Origin of the sequence: Ruminococcus sp. YRD2003, from assembly GCA_900109435.1 — a bacterium.
Classification (GTDB): Bacteria; Bacillota; Clostridia; order Oscillospirales; family Ruminococcaceae; genus Ruminococcus; species Ruminococcus flavefaciens_G.
Genome location: FNZT01000004.1, coordinates 243045 through 262744 on the forward strand (window position 1 = coordinate 243045; position 19700 = coordinate 262744).

Below are 19700 nucleotides of genomic sequence, written 5' to 3' on the forward strand. Positions count from 1 at the left end.
CACATATATATCAGTTCATATAGAGAGGAATGACATTTATGAAAAATTTCAAGAGAATAGCAGCAGCGGCTCTTGCAGTCGCAGTATCGGCAGCAGCTACAGGCTCTATCGCATACGCGAAGAGCGGCAGCAAGTCGGAGAGTTCCGACAGCTCCGCAGACAAGTCCGACAAGCCCGCTCAGTCGGCGGCAAGGACTCCCTCAGACAGCGAGGCATACAAGGACGAGACAGTGTACGTCCTCTGCAACACGGATTCGTCCGTGAAGAATGTTGTTGTCAGCGACTGGCTGAAGAACGCCCCTGCACTGAGCAGTATCAGTGACATCTCAGACCTTAATGACATCGTCAATGTCAAGGGCGATGAGAAGTTCACGCAGTCGGGCGATTCCCTCGACTGGAACGCAGACGGCAGCGATATCTATTACAAGGGCACTACAGATAAAGAACTTCCCGTGGACGTGAAAATAACCTACTTCCTTGACGGCAGGGAGATATCCCCCGCCGAACTCGCAGGTAAGAGCGGTCACATCACTATCCGCTGGGACTACACGAACAAACAGAAAGTTACAAAAGAAATAAACGGCAAAAAGACTGAGCTCTACGTGCCTTTCATGGCAGCGAGCGCAGCAGTCCTCGACACGGAGAGATTCATGAATGTTGAGGTCACAAACGGAAAGGTCATATCAGACGGCAACAGGCTCATCGCGGTAGGAGCGGCATTCCCCGGACTGACCGAGAGCCTCGCTCTTGACGAGGTAAAGTCAATGGACATACAGCTCCCCGAGAGCTTCGAGCTCTCTGCGGACGTCAAGAATTTCGAGATGAACACTTCCGTAACGGTCGTATCGAACGAGATATTCTCGCAGCTTGAACTCGATGACAATTTCGATATGGGCGACCTCGAAGGCAAGCTGCGCGAGCTCAGCGACGGTGCGGCTCAGCTCACCGAAGGCACAGCTAAGCTGTACGACGGTATCGGTGAACTTGCTGAAAAGTCTGGCGACCTCACGAGCGGTATCGACAAGCTCTATGACGGTTCACAGCAGCTCCAAAAGGGGACGGGCGACCTCAGCAGCGGCGCAAAGCAGCTCGCAGACGGTACCAAGACTCTCTCGGAGTCTACAGCTGAATTCGGCGAGGGAGTCAGCTCCGCGAAGGACGGCTCGGGCAAGCTTGTGAGCGGTCTCGGACAGGTGAAGGACGGCTCGGGCGAACTTGTGAGCGGAGCGGAAAAGGTGAATAAAGGTGCTGAGGCACTGGAAAGCGGTCTTTCAGATGCAAAAACAGGCTCCGACGAACTGGTAAAAGGCTTCGCAGAGGTGAATAAAGGTTCTCAGGCACTTTCCGAAGGGGCGGCGCAGCTCGGCGGCGGTATCGGCACTCTTGCTGACGGCAGCTCCAAGCTCAAAGACGGCTCCGCACAGGTTTCCACGGGGGCAGCAGCTCTCTCCGAGGGCGCGGCAACGCTCAGCAGCTCTGCGGGGCAGCTCTCAACAGGTATCAGCTCCGCAAAGTCTGGCGCAGACTCGCTCTCAGAAGGTATAGCTTCCGCAAAATCGGGTGCGGATACGCTCAGTGCGGGAGCTTCACAGCTCACAACTGGGGCAGACCAGCTCGCGGCAGGAGCATCACAGGTAGCACAGGGCGCAGAACAGCTCACAGCGGGCATAGGCGCAGCAGGTGAAGGTCTTGACGCAACTATAGCTGCCAACGAACAGGCTCTCGCGGCATTGCAGGCATTGTATCAGGCTTCTCCCTCACAGGAGCTCGCAGTCGCGGTCGGCACTTTACAAAAGACGATAGATTCACAGAAGCAGATAGCTGCCTCCATGAAGGACGGCGGGCAGCTCAAAGACGGTGCAGCAGCAGTATCCGCGGGCGCAGGTCAGCTCAACACGGGTGCGGGCTCGCTCTCAGCGGGCGCTAAGGAGATAGGCGGCGGACTTGACAAGCTCTCCGCAGGTCTTGGCGCGGCTCAGACAGGCACTTCTCAGTTGCAGCAGGGAATGGCACAGCTTGACGAGGGCGGCAAAGCTCTCGCGGCGGGTGCAGACAAGCTCTCGGGCTCGTCATTACAGCTCGCGGCAGGTGCTAAGTCGGTATCAGACGGTGCGGTACAGCTCGACGGCGGCATAGCTGCACTCTCGTCGGGCAGCGGCAGCCTCACAGGCGGACTTGAGCAGCTCATCGCGGGCATCGCACAGCTCTCCGCGGGCAATACCTCACTCAACAGCGGACTTGCACAGCTCTCTGCGGGCGCATATGACCTGAAGAGCGGCACAGCGCAGCTCTATGCGGGCGCAGGAGCTCTCAACGACGGCATAGGTCAGGCTTATGCGGGTTCGTATGCTCTTGACAACGGTCTCGGTCAGCTCGTTACTGCAAGCGGTCAGCTTGGCGGCGGTGCTGATACGATATATCAGAATATGCTCAAGCTCAGCACGGGCGCGGAGCAGCTCAACAGCGGCGCGGGAGCTTTGTACACGGGAATAGGTACTCTTCACGACAGCGTACCCGCTCTCACAAGCGGTATCGGTCAGCTGAAGGACGGTGCAAAGCAGCTCAACGACGGCATGAACAAGTTCAACGACGAGGGTATCAGCAAGCTGAGCGAGGTCATGGACGAGGCTCTGCCCGATATCACCGAGCGCTTTAAGGCAGTACGTGATGCTGCCAAGGATTACGGCACATTCTCGGGCAAGTCGGATGATATGGACGGCAGCGTGAAGTTCATCTACGTATTTGACGGCACATCAAATTGACAGTTTCATTCATAATAGTTCCTCATATATAAAAAGAAGAAGCGGGATAGAGTCATCTATCCCGCTTTTTCTTTATTCTTTATTCTTTTCGTTTTTCGGGGCCTCGTCCGAGTCGTCGAGTATTTTTTCATAGCTCTCCTCCTCAAGGCGTTCCTGCTCTGCCTTCTTAGCGGACTTTGACGGGCTCTTTCTGCCCTTTGCCATGAGAACTACCGCGAGCACTATTGCGGCGAGCAGCAGTGCAGCAGCCACGATAAGGAAGGCGTACCGCTTCAGGCTCTTGTCCACGTAGGAGAAGTCGAGCTTGTTTGTCCGCGCGTAGCTCTCGCCCGCACTGCCTGTGAACACGCTCATTTTGAAGGACTTGTCAGCGACGTACTCCCCTTCCGCGTCGAGGGTATAGCCGAAAGCGTGCTGACTTATCTTGCTGACGCTTTTGGGCATATTCACCTGAGCGAGCTCGGGACAGTCAAGGAAAGCACCCTCGCCGATAGCTGACACGCCTTCGGGGATGACAGCCTTGTTCAGAGAGGAGCATCCGAGGAAAGCTCCGTCGCCGATAGTGTCGAGCGTTATCGGGAAGTCGAGCGATTCGAGCGCCGTGCAGTATTTGAAAGCGATAGGTGCGATATTGGTCAGACCTGAGTTGAAGTCGATTTTTTTCAGGCTCGTGCAGTAGCTGAAAGCACTTTCTCCGATGTCTGTCACGGACGAGGGGAGGTAGAGCTCCGTCATCTTAACGCATACCGAGAAAGCGCCGGGTTCGATGTACTTGACCTCGTTTCTTATGTAGACCTCGCCGCTGAGGTCTGTGGATGCACGGTAGATGTTCTGCATACTGCTGTTGTAGAGTATGCCGTCCTCAAACACAAAAGCACCGCATTTTGAGGAGTCTATGTCGGTGATGCTGCTGCACTGGGCAAAAGCCATAGCGCCGATAGAACTGAGCTCGCCCGGGAGCTTGACTTTTTTGAGCTTCGAGCAGTTGTAGAAGGCATAATTGCCTATCGTGCTGACCTTGTCGGGGATATCCACCGATTCGAGCCTTGTGCAGCCCATGAACACACCTGTTTCAAGCTTGGTGATACGGCTCGGGAGCGTCACCTTTTTCAGTGAGGTGCAGCCTGCGAAGGCATTTGAACCTATATCGGTTATGGTATCGGGAATGTTGAGCTCCTCGATGTAGGTGCAGCTCTGGAAAGCATTGTCAGCTATGGCGGTTATAGCGTAGCCGTTGCGGAGCTCGGGCACTTCGGTAAGGATAGAGGTCGTATCGCATTTTGTTATCGTGTACGTACCGTCTATGAGCTCATAGGTGAAGCTGCCGTCGGAGAGCTCCTCACCGACCTCTGCGTTGTCGACGACCGCAAACGCGGGGAAGCTTGTGAGCGAGCCTGCGAACAACACGGTGCAGAGCACTGCCGCCGCGAGCTTAGTTATCCTCTTCGTCAGCTTCATCATCTGCCTCCTCTCCGTCGTTCTCGGTGGCTTTTTCCTCTGCTTTTTCAGGCTTGACAGCTGCCTTTTTTCCTGCGGGAGCGGAAGCCTTTTTCTTCTTCATCGACTTGCCCGTCACAACTCCTATGGTACCGAGCACTGCCGCCGCGATAATGCCTATTATAACGTACAGGAATCCCCTGTTTACGTTCGCGTCTGCGATGCCGACAGTATTGGTGACAACGTTTATGCCGCAAGCTTTAGCGTACTTGTAGGCAGTCGTATCCTCATTGGTGTATATGGTGTAGCCCTCAATAACGGAGTAGGGGTTCTCTGCGCTTGATACGCCGTTCTGTATCTCCGTTGCAAGCTGAGAGTCGTATACGTAGCCGAAGGCATAATCGGCGATGTCGGCGAGTTTCTCACCGAGACGCACGCTTTTCAGCTCGGGGCAGGCGAAGAACGCACAGTAGCCGACAGACTCAAGGTCATTTGAAAATTTGACCTTGCTGAGCTTGTCACAGGTCTCGAATGCGTAGCTGCCTATCTTTTTCACGTGTGATATATCGACCTCTTCGAGGTATGGATTGCCGCAGAAAGCAGACATGGATATTTCCTCTGCGCTTGCAGGAGCCGTGAACTTCTTGTCCTGCTTGCCGCGGGGGTAAACGTGGATAGTTTTCTTGTCGGTATCATAGAGCACACCGTCCTGTGACGAGAATGCTCCGCCCTCGCCTTCGGTCACGGTTATCGACTCAAGAGCGGCGCAGTCCACAAAGGGTTCGCTGCCCTCAATGTACTCACAGCTTCCAGGGATGGTGAGCTTTTTCAGGTTTGAAGAGAACATATTCTCGCCGATAGTTTTCAGACCTTCGGGCAGGATTATCTCGCTCGCCTCATTCGTAACGAAAGCGCCCTTGTACAGACCGACTATCTGATGCCCGTCCATTTCGGCGGGGACGGTGATGACATCGTCCATAGACACGCAGAAGGTGATATAAGCCTCGCCGTCTATGAGGGCGTATTCGTAGTCCTCATAGGAGTGCTTGTCAAGCTTGTTGTAGTCCTCCTCCGCCTCGGCAGCAGCAACAGACTTGAAGGTGAAATCGTTCTGATAGCCGTATTCATTGTCAGCGTCCTTGCAGTACTGCTCGGCGATAGTGCCCGGAGTACCTATGATGACGAAGTCGCTGTCCATATTCTCGTTCTCGTCATAGCCGAATGCACAGTAGCCTATCTCCTCGATAGAAGCGGGGATAGTTACCTGTTTGAGGGCGGTACCCGCGAAGGCGCTCTGTCTGATGACGGCTATCTGCGGGGGAAGCTCGACCTCAGCGAGCTTCGAGCAGCCGAAGAATGCCGCAAGAGCGATCTCGGTCGTAGAGTCGGAGAACTTGACGGAGGTGAGTGCGGTATCCTTGATGAAAGCCATAACATCGATGTACTCGATAGCTGTGCCGCTCATATCTATCTCTTCAAGGAAGGAGCAGAAGCTGAACGAATGGCGTCCGACAGTTTTCAGCGAGCTCGGAAGAGTTATCTTCTTCAGCCTTGACTCGGCAAAGCCTGCGACGCCTATTTCCTCTGTCCCTTCGGGAACAGCATAGCTTTCGCGCTCGTTCGCACAGGGATAATGCAACAGCTTCTTCATATCCTTTGAGAAGAGCACACCGTCTTCAGAGCGGTAATTCTTGTTGTCAGCCGCGACCTCTATCTCGGTAAGGTTGAGGCAGGAGGCGAATGGGTCGTCGGTGGATATGTACTCTATGCCCACGGGAATGATTATCTTTTCAGCATGGCTGCCGAGAAACGCGTCCGTAGCGAGCTCGGTAACAGGCTTGCCGCCGAGGGTATCGGGCACCGTGATCTCCTTGTCCTCGAGAGTATTGCCTATGATAACGGCATTGCCGTCAGTGTCAACGATATAGCGGAAACCGCCTTCCTCCTCGCCTTCGGGTTCCTCGTCGGGAGCAGTCTCGGCTTCATCGGAGACAGCGGAGGTCTCCTCATCCGCAGCATAGCCCGACATCATGGGGAGAGCGGTATTTCCGAGACAGAGAAGCAGTCCCATAAGGAAAGCAGCCGTCTTTTTGTGGTTTTTCATGTTTTTCCCTCTCTTTTTTGCATTTCTGCATAATTAGACATCAAACATTATACCACAAAGAACAGCGGATTGCAACGGATTTCACACACATTTCCGCTTTCACACAAGTTTTTCATAGTTTGCGGCTGTGCGTGCGGATATCGGAGCTGACGACAAAACAATATAATCTACCTATAACATTAATATTTCTGTTGACAACGCACGGGCAAAGATTTATAATTAGTGTGTGCCCGACAGCCGCTTTACGGCGGGCTCTGCCTTCCGAACGGCTCTCGGGAGAGCACAATAAAATGGAAAAAGTATATCGGAATGAAAAAGAATTTTTTTAAGTCTATCGGAGTGTTCATAAGAGCACTGCCCGATGTTTTGCTGTACGAGCTTATCTTCAAGCTCCTGCTCCTCTCTGTTGGGGCTCCCCTGCTCACGCTTCTTCTGAAGCTGACCATGAAAATATCACGTGTTCGCTATCTCTCCGACGAGAAGGTGTGGATATACCTCAAAAACCCCGCGACGTTGATCGCGCTGCTGCTCATACTCTTCTTTTCGGCGGTGTTCTCATTCGTTGAGCTGTCGGGACTGACGGCGTGCTATTCCTGTTACTACAAGGGAGAGCGGCTGTCGGTGATCGGTATGTTCCGAACGGGCTACCACGCGTTCAAGAAGGCTTTCCGCGGCAAGGGGCTGCTATGCTTCCTGACATTCATGGTGTATATGCCTATTGCGCAGTACACTATCTCCTCGGGTATATTTCTCGCACCGATACTGCCGATACTCCGCGACGCATTCCGCGCGATAAACACACGCGGAGCGCTTGCTGTATATATCGGCTTGCAGATACTTTTCGCGATACTCATAGTCAGCCGCAGCTACAGTCTGCATTTTCTTGTCCTGACCGACAAGCCGTTCTATGACTGCATTCAGGAGAGCCGAAAGCTCATCATCGGACAGAAGATGAAATACGTCCTCTCGTTCGTGTTCTGGACGCTCTTCATCATCGCAGCCATTGCCGTTATCACATTCACAGTAAGCTTTGCGGTGCTGCTTTTCATCAAGGGCATCTCGAGTTCTGACAAGGCGCTCATCTCGTCGTTGAAGGTGCTCAGGTACGAGGGCGAGATATTCGCCGCAATTGCAGCCTTCATCTCCACGCCTATCGTCATGTGCTGGCTGACGAGCAGATTCTTTCTTGATGTCCCCGAGGATACAAAGATAACTCTCCCCGAGCGCACGACCTACAAACTCGGCAGGGCGGCGAGGGTGATACTGTATGTCTCGATAATCTCGGCGAGCCTGCTGCTCAACTACTCCTACATCAGTGCGCTCCACAAGGGCAACATCAACCTCAACGTCGGAATAATCACACGTACGCAGGTAACGGCTCACCGCGGCTGCTCGAAGGACGCCCCCGAGAATACGCTCTACGCCTTTGAGAAGGCGCTCGAGAGCAACACGGACTACATTGAACTCGATGTCCAGCTGACCAAGGACGAGCAGCTTGTGGTGTTCCACGACGAAAAGCTTGACCGTGCCACCCACGGCAAGGGAAAGCTCAGTGACTACACCTATGATGAGCTTCAGGAACTGAACGTCATAAGCAAATACGTCAGCGAGGAGGATTTCCCCGATGCGCGTATACCGCTTCTTACAGAGGTGTTCGAGCTCGTAGGCGATGAGAAGCTGTTCAATATTGAGATAAAAGACCACGGAGATACGAACCTCACCGTTGAAAAGACGGTCGAAGCGATAAAGGAGTATGACATCGAAGGTTCGTGCTATGTCACATCTTTTTCGTATTCGGCACTGAAAAAGGTGAAGCAGCTCGACCCAGACATCAAGACGGGGCTTATCGCAAATGTCGCAACAACTACGGCGTTCATGCAGATGAAGAACATCGACGCACTTAGCATGAATCACTTGCTCGTCAATGCTACCGTCGTGAATAATGCGCACCAGAACGGCAAGCGTATATTCGTGTGGACGGTCAACAGTCAGAGCGAGATGGAGAAAATGATGGCTCTCGGAGTTGACAATATCATAACCGACTGTCCCGACCGTGCGTCAAAGGTGGTCTATTCGACTACTACGGGTGAAAAGGTCCTGAATGTACTGAAAGCTGTATTTGGTTCTTACTATTGATGTGTCAACCGAATTCCAATATTTAATTGCCGCATCAATACTGACCAATTGCAAATCAGCTATCTGTTTTGTTGTTTCTGACCGAGAATATACTCCGAATATTAAATAAGCCCGATACATCCGTATCGGGCTTTGCACTGTTTGTTTCGGTTTTTCTGATAGATGCTCCGTTTAGGGGGCAGGAGTTCTGCGCCCGCCCGAAGATTCATCTCTGTTCACAGATAAGCTTGATAGCCGTTCTTTCCTCGCCGTCTATCGTGATGTTTGCGAATGCGGGTATGCAGATGAGGTCGATACCTATAGGAGCAAGGTAGCCTCTTGCTATAGCAATAGCTTTTATCGCCTGATTCGACGCGCCTGCGCCTACTGCCTGTACCTCAACAGCTTTCTGCTCTCTGATCACTCCTGCGATAGCGCCTGCAACTGAGTTTGGTGTTGAATGTGATGATACTTTTAAGACTTCCATAGATAAGACCTCCTGTAATAGAATTTAGTTTTTCTCGTGTGTAATAAGCCGATGTCTGCACTGATGCTGCTGCTTTTGCTAAAAATTGATACAAAAATTCTTGCAAATAACGCAATAGTTTTAGTACATACATACATCATATCACAGTTTTTCCCAAATTGCAATACTTTGGAAGAAACTTTGTAGATTATCTTATAATCAGGCGTTCAATTTTGTGCGATTTGCCGCATTTCTCGTCAAATTCGACACAAACTGCACACATAAAGCAATCGCCTTCCGCCTCCTTGAAGCGTACAGGGGTGCGGAAACGGAAGCGTTCGAGCACGGGCTCTATCGCTGCGCCGAGACTCGAGACCTCAACGCCTGTCATGCCTGCGTCGGTAATATATGCCGTATGTCCGCCGAGTATCATCTCATCTGCGGTCTGGACGTGAGTATGCGTGCCGAATACGCCGCTGACTTTGCCTGTGAGATAGTGCCCCATAGCCTTTTTCTCGGAGGTCGCTTCAGCATGGAAGTCGACGAAGATATTAGGCGTGTCAATTTCCGTGAGGAGCTCGTCTATCTTGGTAAACGGGTTGTCAAGAGGGTCCATATAGACCGTGCCCATGAGGTTTATCACTGCTATGGAGTACGCTCCCATGTCGAGTACACACACTCCCTTCCCCGCAGCGCCGCCCTCGGGGTAGTTGGCGGGGCGGAGTATATAGTCGGCATCAAATAGGTCGGACGCCTCCCTGCGCTTGAAAGCGTGGTTGCCCGTGGTTATCACGTCTGCTCCCGCGCGTATGAGCATATCGGCGGATTCGGGCGTTATGCCGTCGCCCGCAGCGGAATTCTCGCCGTTGACTATGGTGATATCGACTGCGAATTGGCGCTTCACGAGGCTCAGCTTCGAGGTCAGGAAGTCGGTGCCCGTCCTGCCCACAACGTCGCCGATGAATAAAAGATTCTTCAAGTTCTTTCTCTCCGTTCGTTTGATTTGATTTATTATAACACTGCAAACGGAGCTTGTCAAGGACGGAGAAACGGGTATCCTGCCGAAATCTGACTGCGGCGAGCGGCTCATTTTCAAGGCTGTCGTTCCTGTGCTATTGCACTTGACAGAACGTATAAAAAGCTATATAATAATTATGTATAGATTATTGACGTTAATCAACGTTATTTTATAAATTATGCCGTTTGGCAGAATGGAGACCGTTATGGATCATCTCGAAAACAGAGAGCTTTCTTGGCTTAAATTTAACAAGCGCGTACTCGAGGAGGCTACCTGTCCCGATACCCCCTCGCTCGAGCGCATCGCTTTCTCCGCTATATATCAGAGCAATCTCGACGAATTCTTCATGGTTCGCGTGGGGTCTATCTCCGAGGACGAAAAGGATGAAAAGGAGAAAAAGAAAAAGGGCAAAAAGAAAAAAGACAGGAACTCGGATATGACTGCTTCTGAGCAGCTCGACGCCGTATTCACTGCTGTCCGCAGACTACAGCCGTCCGTTGAGGATGCTTACCGCAGGAATATGGAAGAGCTCGCACCTCACGGCTTCGAGCACGTCAGCTTCGAGACCGCCTCGCCCGAGGAGCTGGACTTTCTCGAGCTCTACTTCAAGCGCGAGATAAAGCCGTTTATTTCGGGATTGGTGATAAACGACGCTTTGCCGTTCCCATTCCTGCGCAACAAGGAACTGTACGTGGCTGTGCTGCTCAATGCGAAAAAGGGCATGAATATCGGTATGATACCTGCCACAAGCAAGGACAGGGAACGCATGATACCGCTCGGCAACAACGGCAAGCGCTTCATACTCGAGGAGGAAGTGATCCTTCACTTCGCGCACCTGATGTTCAAGGGCTATAAGGTGCAGGACAGAGCCGTCATGCGCGTGACGAGAAGTGCCGATATCATGGTCGACAACAAGGGCGCGGACTTCCGCGACCGCATGGAGGAGCTTGTATTCAAGCGCACAAAACTCAATCCCGTGCGCCTTGAAGTGACAGACGAATTCAGCCGCGACGCCCTCGACTACATATGCAAAAAGCTAAAAATAAAGAACGGACGCGTGTTCAACTCGCACATACCGCTCGATCTATCGTACCTGTATCAGCTTCAGGAGCTCGACAGCGACCCGAAGCTCCACTATGCTCCGCTTTCGCCGCGCAAGGCGGCTATGCTCGCAGAAAACAGGGCTGTATTCCCTCAGGTAAAAGCAAAGGATATACTTCTGAGCTATCCCTTTGAGGCTATGACTACCTCATTTATACGCTTGCTGGAGGAATCAGCAGCCGATCCGAAGGTAGTTTCCATAAAGATAACACTGTACCGCGTCGCCCGCAACAGCAAGGTCATCAGTGCGCTGTGCGCTGCTGCCGAAAACGGCAAGGAAGTCACGGTGATGATAGAGCTCCGTGCACGCTTCGACGAGGCGAACAATATCGAGTGGTCCAAGGTGCTGCAAAAGGCAGGCGTAAGGGTGTTCTACGGACCGAAGGAGGTCAAGGCGCACTCGAAGCTCCTGCTCATCACGCGGAAGGCACAGGGCGGCGGCTTCGACTATGTAACGCAGATCGGTACAGGAAACTACAATGAAAAAACTGCCGCTCTCTATACCGACCTCATGCTTCTCACTGCTGACAGGGACATCGCCGCAGATGCGGAAGCTGTATTTGAGTCGCTTCGTAACGGAACATTCGTCGAAGCACCGAGAAAGCTGCTCGTGTCGCCTCTCGCACTCAGACCGCAGGTCCTCGCGCTCATGGACGAGCAGATAGAGATAGCCCGCAGCGGAGGCGACGGCTACATAGCGGCAAAGGTCAACTCTCTCAACGACAGCGCCATTATCGAGAAGCTCATTGAGGCTTCGCGTGCAGGCGTAAGGATAGAACTCGTCGTAAGAGGCATATGCTGCATCGTGGCGGGTGTCCCAGGATATACGGAGAACATCAAGGTGCGCAGTATCGTGGGACGCTTCCTCGAGCACAGCCGAATCTTCATCTTCGGCAGCGAGAACAAGGACCAGAAGATATTTCTCGGCAGCGCAGACTGGATGAGCAGGAACACTATCCGCCGTGTGGAAGTTGCTGCTCCCGTCGAGGACGAGCGCCTGAAAAAGCGTATCCGCGAGATGTTCCGCGTACTGATGAGCGATAACGTCAAGGCTCGCGAGATGCAGCCTGACGGCTCCTATGTCCACACAGAGCGGAAGGACGGCGAGGAAGCTGTAAACGCGCAGGAATTCTTCTATGCTGAGGCTTACAGGCGTCTCGAGGAGAAGAGCGAAAAGCAGCAGCGTATGAAAAACGCCCGTGAGCAGAAGTCGAAAGCGAAAAAAGCTCCCGCTAAGAAGACTTCCTCGGCAAAAGCGGTAAAGAAGTCGGCAGCCGTGAAAAAAAAGGCGGCAAAAAAGCCCGTTTCAACGGCAAAGAGAACGACCACACGCAGGAAGAAAAAAGATGAAGAATAAAGAAACAGGGCGATGCTTAGACTGCTCCGCCTGACGAAAATAGCAGGTCACCGAATACGCGCAGTAAGTTTACGGCTCGATAGCCCGCTATTCAAGTTAAGGGAAGCTGATCAATTACGCTCTTGCTTTTCTCGGTATTTCAAGGAGACAATGTATGAATATAGAAGTGACAAGAATAAACAACGGCATCAGGATAGACCCGAAAGGCTACGTGCAGTCGGTCAACGAAGAGTATTACTATCAACTCAAAAAGATAACCGACGATATCATCAACACCCGCCACGAAAAGCCCGTTATCCTGCTTTCCGGACCGTCGGGCTCGGGAAAGACCACCACTGCCTTCATGATAGAAAAGCTCCTCGACGAAGCAGGCTGTGAGACTCACACAATTTCTATGGACAACTACTTCTGCCCGCTCACACACGAGGAGAAGGAGCTTGCTGCTCTCGGCAAAATGGACCTCGAATCCCCCGACCGCATCGACGCCGACCTGCTGAATACACAGATAGAGGCAATAGAACGCTGCGAGGAGATAGAGATACCCAAGTATAACTTTGCCGAGTCCACCCGCGAGCACAGTAACATCTTTCTGAAGCGCGGACAGGGCGAGCTCGTCATATTCGAGGGCATACACGCGCTGAATCCCGCGGTAATAACCGTGCCCGACAGCAAGCTCATCAAGCTCTATGTCAGCGTGCGCACGCGCGTCACCTGCGGAGACATCATACTCCACCCGTCAAAGGTACGCCTGATGAGACGAATGATACGCGACAAGAACTTCCGCAAGCGTTCGCTGAGAGAGACGATGAATATGTTTCACAGCGTAGAATCGGGCGAGAATAAGTACATCATGCCGTACAAGCACCGCTCCGACTATGATATCGACACTTTTATGGCGTACGAGCTGAATGCCTACCGTGATTCGCTGATAGACCAGCTCCGCGAGCTGAGCGACTTCCCTGAGCTTGCTGACGTGACGCAGGTGCTCGAGCAGCTCGTGCCGCTTGATAAAAAGGATATTTCCCGCGATTCGCTGATATGCGAATTCATCGGCAGCGGACAGTTCAAATACTGATATATACCAAAAGCGTAAAGCATCAGGATGCTCATCCTTCTGCCTTACGCTTTTTTGTTATGTATTAACGAGAATATATGTTTGGGTTTGTGCAGGTATACAAAGTTTCGGAAAATTCTTTCAATAATCAACGGTTTTCCATTGAAAAACGGGTGATTCCGCACTTATTATGAGGGGCTGTTCGCAGAGAGAGCTTCCCCTCAGAGCGGATACACTCGGAAAGGAGAAAGAATGAACTGGATAATCAGCGAAAAGTTCATACGCTATTCAGACGGCAAGGCAATAGTTTTGGCGAACATAGGTATGGATTCAACAGCCGACCTCCCAGAGGCCAATGCCTTCGAGGGACGTCTGCTTGAAAAGGGCTCGGTCGCACACGACATCGACACGGGCGACTGCTACTGCCTCAACAGCTCAGGGGTATGGAAGAAGCAGAAAACAGCGGGCGGAGGCGGTATCATCCCGACCTTCAGCACGATACAGACCGCCGCGACACGGTCAATGGCAGTGGTCGGAGACCTTGTGATAACGGAGGAGGAATAATATGGCAATAGTAAGATTTGAAAACGCCCCGTCAGCTACTCTCTCGGCATTCAAAGATTTTCTTGATGAGAACAAGGAAGGTACGTTCCTTGAAAACATCACCGTTACACTTGACACCAATTCCGACGGCACCCGCAATGCCAAACTGTGGATAGGCAGCGAAAGAACGTTTTATATCAGTTGTCTCGGCACCGTCAACAGTACCCACATTGCCTCATTCACAGGCACCTACACCTCGCTCGTGTTCGACAACTTCACGGATTCCGACAAGGTCGCATTCCAGTTTTCGTCGGCTATTCTCTGCACCAACGGACTGATACTTTCGGGCGTCGATACCACAGACAGCAAGACGATACAGCGCATCATCATCACTGTAGACGATGAAGGCAAGCTCGCGCTCATAGTTCCCGCAAAGAGCGCGTATTCGTTCTCAGCGGCGGATACGGACTATGCCGTTATAGTCAGCGACTCCACAGTTCCGACGCCGCTGAATATCGGACCTTCCTACAGCTCGAATGTCACCTCGCTTGCTCCGATACCTGTAAAGTCACTCGGGACAACGCGTATGCTTCCTTACGTGTACGCAGCCCTGACGACTCAGCTCAACAGCGAGGGCTTACAGTCGGTAGAGATAGACGGAGTCCCCTTCATCACGAACGGCATCTTCTATATCAAGGACGACGGTGAATAACAAAAAGCCGCACATAAAGTGCGGCTTACATAAAACGTGCTTATTAATATGCTTTTCCCCAGTATACCATATGCTTGGCAGGCTTGCCGCAGCATACACATACGTCCGAGAGGTGTTCCTGCTCGAAGGGGATACATCTCGAGCCAACACCTGTCTGCTCCTTAACGGAGTCCTCGCAGGCTTCCTCGCCGCACCACATAGCCTTGATGAAGCCGTCGCCCTGCTCGAGAGCCTTGTTTATCTCGTCGATAGTCGTGCAGGCGTAGGTGCGTCTCTTCTGATTCTCAAGAGCCTTGTTGAACATACCGTCGTGAGCCTCTGTGAGCTTCTGCTGAACGGCAGTCTCAAGGTCTGTGAGAGCTACAGTTGCCTTCTCGCCGTTCCAGCGTGAGGCGATAATACAGTTGCCCTCCTCGATGTCGCGCGGACCTATCTCCACACGGAGCGGAACGCCTTTCATCTCATACTCGGCAAACTTCCAGCCGGGAGAATTCTCACTGTCGTCGAGCTTAACACGCAGACCGAGCTTAGCGAGTCTGTCCTTGAGCTCGCCTGCCTTTTCGAGTACGCCCTCCTTGTGCTGAGCAACGGGAATGATAACGACCTGTATAGGAGCTACAGCAGGCGGAAGCACGAGTCCGTTATCGTCGCCGTGAGTCATGATGACAGCGCCGATAAGGCGGGTCGTAACGCCCCAGCTTGTCTGGTGCGGGAAAACACGCTTGTTTTCCTTGTCGGTGTATTCGATGTCGAAAGCCTTAGCAAAGCCGTCGCCGAAATAGTGGGAAGTACCTGCCTGAAGCGCCTTGCCGTCGTGCATGAGAGCCTCGATAGCGTAGGTGGAAACAGCTCCTGCGAATTTATCGCTCTCGGTCTTCTTGCCCTTTACAACAGGCATAGCGAGGGACTGCTCGCAGAAATCGGCATATACGTTGAGCATACGCTCGGTCTCTTCGATAGCCTCTTCAGCAGTGGCGTGGATTGTGTGACCTTCCTGCCAGAGGAACTCTCTTGAACGGAGGAAGGGACGGGTGGTCTTTTCCCAGCGGACAACGCTTACCCACTGATTGTAGAGCTTGGGTAGGTCGCGGTAGGAGTGTACGATATTAGCGTAGTGCTCACAGAAAAGCGTCTCGGAGGTCGGGCGCACGCAGAGCCTGTCCTCGAGCTTTTCGCTTCCGCCGTAAGTTACCCAAGCCACTTCGGGAGCGAAGCCCTCGACGTGGTCTTTCTCCTTCTGGAGAAGGCTCTCGGGGATGAACATAGGCATACACACATTCTCATGGCCTGTCGCCTTGAATGTTGAGTCGAGTATGTGCTGGATATTCTCCCAGATAGCGTAGCCGTAGGGTCGGATGACCATACAGCCCTTGACGCTGGTGTACTCGATGAGTTCAGCCTTCTTGCAGATATCGGTGTACCACTGTGCGAAGTCCTCGTCCATAGAGGTTATCGCGGTAACAAGTTTTTTATCTTTTGCCATTTGTAACGTCCTCTTTTCATGTTGTGATAACAATAAGTAAGTACATTATACCATTGCCGCCCGTTTTTGTCAACCTGCAATAGCTCAGATCGCAGGGGTGGACCATCGGTCGTCCGCCCGAAAGAATACGACAATTCAATGAGCGCACAGAATGCGCTCCTACAGCAAAAACAGGCGGCTCAAAATGAACCGCCTGTAAATATGCTATTGAGTAAGGTATTCCTTCAGCGTCTTGGTGCCTCCCGTGGACAGATACGAGTAGTATGCAAGTACTATCGAAGCATCCTTGGCGTTCACTGCGCCGTCGAAATTCACATCGGCTGCGAGTTTCTGCGACTCCGTAAGTTTCGGGGTATTGCCTGTGGAGTAAGCTGCATACGCTTTGAGTATCTCTGTGGCATCCTTGGAGTTTACTGATTTATCACGGTTCACGTCGCCGAGGTCGTAATCGGCGGGCTTTATGGGCTCGTCGGTGGTCACGGGAGTTGTGCTCGTGGTGACTGCTGTTGTGACGGTAGTGTCGGAAGTCGTGTTCGTGACAGAGGTCGTAGTGGGTAAGGGTTTATCGTTTACATAAACCTTTATCTGGGCAGTCGTTGACACATAGTCATTGATACGAACGTTGTAATTTCCGTACTGGACCGTGATGTCGCGCTCGCCTGCCAGATTGCTGTTGAAGCCCCAGTAGCTGAATAAGTTGTTGTCGGCTACACTATAAGGCTCACCGTCGTTTTCAACGTATTCATTGCCGTACCTGTCCCATACCGTAACAAGTATCGTCAGACCCGAAAGGTCGAGCTGCTCGCCCCATTCGTAAACAGTTTTTGTGGGATAGCTTATAACCTGAAGCCTGACACCCGCTTGGGTAGTAGTTGTGGACTGTGCGGTAGTTGTCGTAGTAGTTTCGGCTGTAGTCGTAGCTGTAGTAGTCGTTGTGGTGGTAGTAGTGTTAGTTGTCGACGTAGTCTCCGGCGGGAGCACATATACGGAGAAGGTCTCGCTGTCTGTCAGAAGCTTCATTTCCGAGTTGTACTTCTTGTATGTCACGGTGATGATGTGCTCTCCGGGTTCGGTACTGTCAAAACCTGTTATCTGAAAGCGGGAGATGTAGTCGGAGACGTCATAGGCATTGCCGTAATTGTCGGCATACTCGTCGCCGTATCCGTCAACGACCCACGTCTTGACTGCCAGTCCCGTGATATCGAGACTTTCGTTCATATTGTACACGGTTTTGGTCGGGTAGTTGACTATCTGCATACGCACGCTCCTGTCGGCGGGAGCAGTAGTTGTCGTGGAGACAGGCGGCTCGGTAGCAGGCGGTTCAGTGGTAGTTGCGGGCTTCTCAACGAAGGATATCTTGACCTTTTCGCTGATAACGCAGTCCTGCTCGCGGATAGTCAGGTACGCCGTACCCGCGGCAAGGGCAGTAATGTAAATTATTCCGCGTGATTCGTTAAATCTGTATGAGACGTTGTCGGAAACATCGGTCACATATACGCCCGAGCATTCGTAGGTGTCGGAGTTATACACGTATATCGCGCGCTTTTCACCGACATACAGCGGCGAATCATCGTAGTCGAGGATAGTGTAATTGTCCTGCTTGACCGTTGTGGTAGTTATCGGCTCGGTCGTTGTAGTAGTAGTGACAGTTGTAGTTGTAGTTGTAGTTGTAGTAGTTGTTGTCGTGGTCGTAGTAGTGGTTGTAGTAGTTGTAGTAGTGGTGGTAGCAGCGGTTGGCGTAGTCGTGACGGAGCTCGCCGATACCGCGGTAAATGTAAGATTGAACTGCTTCGCATACATCTCCGGAGAGTATATACCGTAGCTATGTCCTTCTATCGAATAGACACCATCAGCATATCCCCTGATGGGAGCTTGAATGGTGTGGCTCTTGGTGCCGGTGCCGTATTCGTATATCTGACACTTGGAATTGAGTATGGTCACATAATCAAGCGCTGAACAGCCTTCAAACGCCGACGAGCCGATGAAGGATATCGACTTCGGAAGAACTATGCTCCTGAGCGAAGTGCAGCCCTGAAATGCGCACGCCTCTATCCTTTCGAGGCCGTTTGCGACTTCGACCCATTGCAGACGTTTGGAGAATATGAGTGCATTCTCGCCGAGGCTCTTGACTGTGGACGGTATGTACAGAAAGGCGAGATTCGGAAGGTCAGCCTTGTAGGATTCATAGCCGCTGAGTCCGAAATCGCCGACCTTGGTTATGCCCTCGCCTATAATGATACCCCTTATCTGGTCGCGGTACTTTGTTGCCCACTTGGACGGCGTAGAAGCGTCGTGCTTGGGAATAGACCCCGTCCCCGTGAAAGTGAGTATACCGTACTTATCTATGGCCCATGTAGTGAATGCGCCCGATTTCTCGGAGTAAACAGGGGTATTGTCATACTTGCCGAGCGATGTGAACTTGTTCCCGCGCTCTTTCGCCCATAGAGCAGCCGTGCTCTTTTCATAGCCCTCTATCGTTATGCTCTTGGAGAGCGAGCCGTCGAACAGACAGGCGGGGTGGAGTATCTTAACGCTTGACACTCCCGAAGGTATGGCTGCGCTGCTGAGATAGGATATCCCGTCTTCTGCGACTACCTGCGATACGCTGCTGCCCGACCACGGATATGTACCGCTCTTGACCTCGCCGCTTCCCGAGAGAGTGAGCGTTCCGCCCGACACCTCCCAGTTTATGCCGTTATAGCTGCCCGAATCGGCAGCATAGGATATTATCGGTGTCTCAAAAAGTGCGAGTTTTCCGTCGCTTGTCGGCATACACACTGCCGACAGGCACATTACGCCGGCAGCTGCCGCTGCGGCTAATCTCTTAAAATTCATCTCTGATTCCCTCCCATGATCTTTGCACCCGAATGCCAAGCGGGCGTACAGCTGTAATAGGATAGCTGTAAAATCACTACTATTATAGCATATTGTATAAAAAAATACAACGGTCAGTGCAGAAAATTTACAGCTTGTTTTATGGCTAATCTGCACAAAAGCGCCCCGAAGTCCTATCAAAACATCTGCGGAGGCTGCGGCATATAATATAACGCGGTTGTATAAAGCAGCCGCAGTGAGGGATAATAATGTCAGAAACAAAAATCATTCCATAGGAGATAAATGCTATGTCAGTAAAAAGAGGAGAAATATACTACGCCGACCTCAGTCCCGTCGTCGGCTCGGAGCAGGGCGGAGTCCGACCCGTACTTATAGTCCAGAACGATGTCGGCAACCGCCACAGCCCCACAGTCATCGCGGCGGCTATCACCAGCCAGCGCGACAAGAACCGTCTGCCCACCCATATTGAAGTTCAGGCAGACAAGTGCGGACTCGCCAAGGACAGCATCGTCCTGCTCGAGCAGATACGCACCATAGACAAGAAACGCCTGAAGGACAAAATGGGAGAGCTTGACCTGCGCTCTATGGATAAGGTCAATACTGCTCTTTCTATCAGCTTCGGGCTGGAGATATGACAGCGGGCGCCCGAGTCGGCGCCTCTACATAATGTTATTTGCATTGACAAGTCTGTGTGAATATGTTATCATATAACT

At 52.1% G+C, this 19700-nt stretch carries 13 protein-coding genes; 7 read left to right on the forward strand and 6 right to left on the reverse strand.

Annotated elements, in window-relative coordinates; translation table 11 throughout:
- Positions 1 to 38: 38 nt before the first annotated feature.
- Positions 39 to 2762 carry a hypothetical protein gene (locus tag BMX22_RS04045; RefSeq protein ID WP_074740878.1) on the forward strand — a complete coding sequence of 908 codons (2724 nt, stop codon included), beginning with the start codon at positions 39 to 41 and terminating at the stop codon, positions 2760 to 2762.
- A 72-nt stretch (positions 2763 to 2834) separates the two neighbouring features.
- On the opposite strand, the gene BMX22_RS04050 is transcribed toward BMX22_RS04045, so the two are convergent.
- The gene (locus BMX22_RS04050; RefSeq protein WP_074740880.1) at positions 2835 to 4220 is read right to left on the reverse strand and encodes a leucine-rich repeat domain-containing protein; all 1386 of its coding nucleotides are present in this window, start codon (positions 4218 to 4220) and stop codon (positions 2835 to 2837) included.
- Positions 4195 to 6303, reverse strand: coding sequence for a leucine-rich repeat domain-containing protein (locus tag BMX22_RS04055; protein ID WP_074740882.1), 2109 nt, complete (start codon positions 6301 to 6303; stop codon positions 4195 to 4197). Before BMX22_RS04055 ends, BMX22_RS04050 begins: the two co-directional genes overlap by 26 nt.
- 309 nt (positions 6304 to 6612) lie before the next feature.
- Here BMX22_RS04055 and BMX22_RS04060 point away from each other — a divergent pair, with 309 nt between their 5' ends.
- A complete protein-coding gene (locus BMX22_RS04060; RefSeq protein ID WP_074740884.1) occupies positions 6613 to 8439 on the forward strand; it encodes a glycerophosphodiester phosphodiesterase family protein in 1827 nt (608 codons plus the stop codon).
- Positions 8440 to 8644: 205 nt separating this feature from the next.
- On the opposite strand, the gene BMX22_RS04065 is transcribed toward BMX22_RS04060, so the two are convergent.
- Together BMX22_RS04065 and BMX22_RS04070 are read right to left on the reverse strand one after the other, a co-directional pair.
- Positions 8645 to 8905, reverse strand: a complete 261-nt coding sequence (locus tag BMX22_RS04065; protein WP_031562615.1) for a stage V sporulation protein S — start codon at positions 8903 to 8905, stop codon at positions 8645 to 8647.
- A gap of 187 nt (positions 8906 to 9092) precedes the next feature.
- Positions 9093 to 9863: a TIGR00282 family metallophosphoesterase gene (locus BMX22_RS04070; RefSeq protein WP_074740886.1), complete on the reverse strand. Its 771-nt coding sequence runs from the start codon at positions 9861 to 9863 to the stop codon at positions 9093 to 9095.
- A gap of 244 nt (positions 9864 to 10107) precedes the next feature.
- Here BMX22_RS04070 and ppk1 point away from each other — a divergent pair, with 244 nt between their 5' ends.
- From ppk1 to BMX22_RS04090, 4 genes are all read left to right on the forward strand, one after another.
- Complete coding sequence (gene ppk1, locus BMX22_RS04075) at positions 10108 to 12360, forward strand: polyphosphate kinase 1 (RefSeq protein WP_074740888.1); 2253 nt, start codon at positions 10108 to 10110, stop codon at positions 12358 to 12360.
- Positions 12361 to 12514: 154 nt separating this feature from the next.
- A complete protein-coding gene (locus BMX22_RS04080; protein ID WP_074740890.1) occupies positions 12515 to 13435 on the forward strand; it encodes a uridine kinase family protein in 921 nt (306 codons plus the stop codon).
- Positions 13436 to 13666: 231 nt separating this feature from the next.
- The gene (locus tag BMX22_RS04085; RefSeq protein WP_074740891.1) at positions 13667 to 13978 is read left to right on the forward strand and encodes a hypothetical protein; all 312 of its coding nucleotides are present in this window, start codon (positions 13667 to 13669) and stop codon (positions 13976 to 13978) included.
- Between the two features lies 1 nt (position 13979).
- On the forward strand, positions 13980 to 14669 hold the full coding sequence (locus BMX22_RS04090; protein WP_074740893.1) for a hypothetical protein: 690 nt from the start codon (positions 13980 to 13982) through the stop codon (positions 14667 to 14669).
- 43 nt (positions 14670 to 14712) lie between these two features.
- Here BMX22_RS04090 and proS read toward each other — a convergent pair whose 3' ends face one another.
- Both proS and BMX22_RS16340 read right to left on the reverse strand, forming a co-directional pair.
- A complete protein-coding gene (gene proS / locus BMX22_RS04095) occupies positions 14713 to 16152 on the reverse strand; it encodes a proline--tRNA ligase (protein WP_074740895.1) in 1440 nt (479 codons plus the stop codon).
- A 204-nt stretch (positions 16153 to 16356) separates the two neighbouring features.
- Positions 16357 to 18987 (reverse strand): leucine-rich repeat protein, encoded by a 2631-nt coding sequence (locus BMX22_RS16340; RefSeq protein ID WP_177172964.1) that lies wholly within the window; start codon positions 18985 to 18987, stop codon positions 16357 to 16359.
- A 287-nt stretch (positions 18988 to 19274) separates the two neighbouring features.
- On the opposite strand from BMX22_RS16340, the gene BMX22_RS04115 reads away from it, so the two are divergent.
- On the forward strand, positions 19275 to 19622 hold the full coding sequence (locus BMX22_RS04115; RefSeq protein WP_074740897.1) for a type II toxin-antitoxin system PemK/MazF family toxin: 348 nt from the start codon (positions 19275 to 19277) through the stop codon (positions 19620 to 19622).
- Positions 19623 to 19700 lie beyond the last annotated feature (78 nt).

Bases quoted from the DNA above. Each gene is read 5' to 3' on its own strand.
- BMX22_RS04045 (WP_074740878.1), top strand. From the start codon at position 39: ATGAAAAATTTCAAGAGAATAGCAGCAGCGGCTCTTGCAGTCGCAGTA.
- BMX22_RS04050 (WP_074740880.1), bottom strand. From the start codon at position 4,220: ATGAAGCTGACGAAGAGGATAACTAAGCTCGCGGCGGCAGTGCTCTGC.
- BMX22_RS04055 (WP_074740882.1), bottom strand. From the start codon at position 6,303: ATGAAAAACCACAAAAAGACGGCTGCTTTCCTTATGGGACTGCTTCTC.
- BMX22_RS04060 (WP_074740884.1), top strand. From the start codon at position 6,613: ATGAAAAAGAATTTTTTTAAGTCTATCGGAGTGTTCATAAGAGCACTG.
- BMX22_RS04065 (WP_031562615.1), bottom strand. From the start codon at position 8,905: ATGGAAGTCTTAAAAGTATCATCACATTCAACACCAAACTCAGTTGCA.
- ppk1 (WP_074740888.1), top strand. From the start codon at position 10,108: ATGGATCATCTCGAAAACAGAGAGCTTTCTTGGCTTAAATTTAACAAG.
- BMX22_RS04080 (WP_074740890.1), top strand. From the start codon at position 12,515: ATGAATATAGAAGTGACAAGAATAAACAACGGCATCAGGATAGACCCG.
- BMX22_RS04085 (WP_074740891.1), top strand. From the start codon at position 13,667: ATGAACTGGATAATCAGCGAAAAGTTCATACGCTATTCAGACGGCAAG.
- BMX22_RS04090 (WP_074740893.1), top strand. From the start codon at position 13,980: ATGGCAATAGTAAGATTTGAAAACGCCCCGTCAGCTACTCTCTCGGCA.
- proS (WP_074740895.1), bottom strand. From the start codon at position 16,152: ATGGCAAAAGATAAAAAACTTGTTACCGCGATAACCTCTATGGACGAG.
- BMX22_RS16340 (WP_177172964.1), bottom strand. From the start codon at position 18,987: ATGAATTTTAAGAGATTAGCCGCAGCGGCAGCTGCCGGCGTAATGTGC.
- BMX22_RS04115 (WP_074740897.1), top strand. From the start codon at position 19,275: ATGTCAGTAAAAAGAGGAGAAATATACTACGCCGACCTCAGTCCCGTC.